Origin of the sequence: Blastococcus sp. KM273129 (genome assembly GCF_021698995.1) — a bacterium.
In the GTDB taxonomy this organism is placed as follows: Bacteria; Actinomycetota; Actinomycetes; order Mycobacteriales; family Geodermatophilaceae; genus Blastococcus.
Map to the genome: position 1 here is coordinate 1 of NZ_SSXB01000144.1, position 3,663 is coordinate 3,663.

Annotated in this window: 2 rRNA genes; both read left to right on the top strand. The window is 59.7% G+C overall.

Going from position 1 to position 3,663, the window contains the following annotated elements:
* Positions 1-297: 297 nt before the first annotated feature.
* Positions 298-3,425: ribosomal RNA gene (locus E9565_RS21585) — 23S ribosomal RNA — on the top strand.
* A 120-nt stretch (positions 3,426-3,545) separates the two neighbouring features.
* Positions 3,546-3,662, top strand: a 5S ribosomal RNA gene (gene rrf, locus E9565_RS21590).
* The last annotated feature ends 1 nt before the right edge of the window (position 3,663 follow it).

Below are 3,663 nucleotides of genomic sequence, written 5' to 3' on the forward strand. Positions count from 1 at the left end.
GGGGGTGGGTGGTCGGTCGTAGGCACGCTGTTGGGTCCTGAGGGAGCGGGCCCTGCGTATCCGGTTGCGGGTGCGGGGGGTGGGTTTCTTCTGTGTCAGGGCCGGTCTGCATCTCATACCGCTGTGTGTCGCCCGAGGGTGGCCGCGGGGCTGGTGGGGTGGTGGGGGCCGGTGGCTGGTCGTACGTTGAGAACTGCACAGTGGACGCGAGCATCTTCTGACTCTGGTTAGCAGAGTTTCTGTAGGTATGGCCCGTTGCCTGTTTCCTTCCGGGGGCAGGGGGCGGGATTTTTGTGTGGCCAAGTTGTTAAGGGCACACGGTGGATGCCTGGGCACCAGGAGCCGATGAAGGACGTAGGAGGCTGCGATAAGCCTCGGGGAGCTGTCAACCGAGCGTTGATCCGAGGATTTCCGAATGGGGGAACCCCGCACCAGTCATGTGGTGTGACCCGCGCCTGAACACATAGGGCGTGTGGAGGGAACGTGGGGAAGTGAAACATCTCAGTACCCACAGGAAGAGAAAACAACAGTGATTCCGTGAGTAGTGGCGAGCGAAAGCGGAAGAGGCTAAACCGATCGCATGTGATAGCCGGCAGGCGTTGTGTGGTCGGGGTCGTGGGACAGTTCTGCATCCTCTGCCGGGGGTGCGGGGAGTCATAAAGGATCTGTGTTAGTGGAAGGCCTCTGGAAAGGGTCGCCGTAGAGGGTGAGAGCCCCGTACACGAAAACACGGTCCCTCCCGAACTTGTTTCCCAAGTAGCACCGAGCCCGTGAAATTCGGTGTGAATCCGGCGGGACCACCCGCTAAGCCTGAATACTCCCTGGTGACCGATAGCGGACAAGTACCGTGAGGGAAAGGTGAAAAGTACCCCGGGAGGGGAGTGAAATAGTACCTGAAACCGTGTGCCTACAAGCCGTGAGAGCCTTGTGCCGCCTTGTGCGGGCGGGGTGATTGCGTGCCTTTTGAAGAATGAGCCTGCGAGTTAGCGGTACGTGGCGAGGTTAACCCGTGTGGGGTAGCCGTAGCGAAAGCGAGTCCGAACAGGGCGTTTGAGTCGCGTGCTCTAGACCCGAAGCCGAGTGATCTACCCATGGCCAGGTTGAAGCGCGGGTAAGACCGCGTGGAGGACCGAACCCACCAGGGTTGAAAACCTGGGGGATGAGCTGTGGGTAGGGGTGAAAGGCCAATCAAACTCGGTGATAGCTGGTTCTCCCCGAAATGCATTTAGGTGCAGCGTCACGTGTTTCTTGCCGGAGGTAGAGCACTGGATGGCCGATGGGCCCCACAAGGTTACTGACGTCAACCAAACTCCGAATGCCGGTAAGTGAGAGCGTGGCAGTGAGACTGCGGGCGATAAGGTTCGTAGTCGAGAGGGAAACAGCCCAGATCATCGGCTAAGGCCCCTAAGCGTGTGCTAAGTGGAAAAGGATGTGGGATCGCAGAGACAACCAGGAGGTTGGCTTAGAAGCAGCCACCCTTGAAAGAGTGCGTAATAGCTCACTGGTCAAGTGGTTCCGCGCCGACAATGTAGCGGGGCTCAAGCACACCGCCGAAGCCGTGGCATTCACACAGTCGCCCGTCGGTTCTCCTCGGAGGCCGGCCAGGTGTGTGGATGGGTAGGGGAGCGTCGTGTGGCGGTGGAAGCGGCGGAGTGATCCAGCCGTGGACGCCACACGAGTGAGAATGCAGGCATGAGTAGCGAGAGGGGAGTGAGAACCTCCCCCGCCGGAAGACCAAGGGTTCCTGGGCCAGGCTAATCCGCCCAGGGTGAGTCGGGACCTAAGGCGAGGCCGACAGGCGTAGTCGATGGACAACGGGTTGATATTCCCGTACCCGCGAAGGAACGCCCATGCTGAACCCAGCGATGCTAACCCACCGACGCCGGGTCGCCCCACTTGTGGGGTGGTCCGGTCTAGCTGGGGACCCGGACTGGTAGTAGGCAAGCGATGGGGTGACGCAGGAAGGTAGTCCTACCGGTGAGTGGTAGTACCGGTGCAAGGGTGTGGCCCGTGGAGCAGGCAAATCCGTTCCACACGAGGGTGAGGCCCGACGCATAGCCGATTGAGGCGAATTGGATGATCCTATGCTGCCGAGAAAAGCCTCTAGCGAGTTCCGAGCGGCCCGTACCCCAAACCAACTCAGGTGGTCAGGTAGAGAATACCGAGGCGATCGAGCGAACTGTGGTTAAGGAACTCGGCAAAATGCCCCCGTAACTTCGGGAGAAGGGGGGCCCCAGCCCGTGAACCACCTAGCGTGGGGCAGCGGGAGGGGGTCGCAGAGACCAGTGAGAAGCGACTGTTTACTAAAAACACAGGTCCGTGCGAAGTCGTAAGACGATGTATACGGACTGACGCCTGCCCGGTGCTGGAACGTTAAGGGGACGGGTTAGCCGCAAGGCGAAGCTCAGAACTCAAGCGCCAGTAAACGGCGGTGGTAACTATAACCATCCTAAGGTAGCGAAATTCCTTGTCGGGTAAGTTCCGACCTGCACGAATGGCGTAACGACTTCTCAGCTGTCTCAACCACAGGCTCGGCGAAATTGCACTACGAGTAAAGATGCTCGTTACGCGCGGCAGGACGGAAAGACCCCGGGACCTTTACTATAGCTTGATATTGGTGTTCGGTTCGGCTTGTGTAGGATAGGTGGGAGACTGCGAAGCGGGCACGCCAGTGTCCGTGGAGTCGCCGTTGAAATACCACTCTGGTCGAATTGGATGTCTAACCTCGGTCCGTGATCCGGATCAGGGACAGTGTCAGGTGGGTAGTTTAACTGGGGCGGTTGCCTCCCAAAATGTAACGGAGGCGCCCAAAGGTTCCCTCAGCCTGGTTGGCAATCAGGTGTCGAGTGCAAGTGCACAAGGGAGCTTGACTGCGAGACCGACGGGTCGAGCAGGAGCGAAAGCTGGGACTAGTGACCCGGCACCGGCATGTGGAAGCGGTGTCGCTCAACGGATAAAAGGTACCCCGGGGATAACAGGCTGATCTTCCCCAAGAGTCCATATCGACGGGATGGTTTGGCACCTCGATGTCGGCTCGTCGCATCCTGGGGCTGGAGTAGGTCCCAAGGGTTGGGCTGTTCGCCCATTAAAGCGGTACGCGAGCTGGGTTTAGAACGTCGTGAGACAGTTCGGTCCCTATCCGCCGTGCGCGTAAGAGACTTGAGAAGAGCTGTCCCTAGTACGAGAGGACCGGGACGGACGAACCTCTGGTGTGCCAGTTGTACCGCCAGGTGCACTGCTGGTTGGCTACGTTCGGCAGGGATAACCGCTGAAAGCATCTAAGCGGGAAGCTCGCTTCAAGATGAGGTCTCTCACCGGGACAACCGGGTAAGGCCCCCGCCCAGACCAGCGGGTTGATAGGCCGGAAGTGGAAGCACCGCAAGGTGTGGAGCTGACCGGTACTAACAGGCCGAGGGCTTGACCACACACACCACCCCTCCAGGGGCGCTGCGTGTGACCAGGTCGAAACGAAGAAGCAGTCGCGTCCACTGTGCGGTTCTGAACGCACGAACCAGCCCACCACGGCAGTTCGAAGTTCACAGAGTTACGGCGGCCATGGCGAGAGGGAAACGCCCGGCAACATTCCGAACCCGGAAGCTAAGCCTCTCAGCGCCGATGGTACTGCCCTGGAGACGGGGTGGGAGAGTAGGACGCCGCCGGACA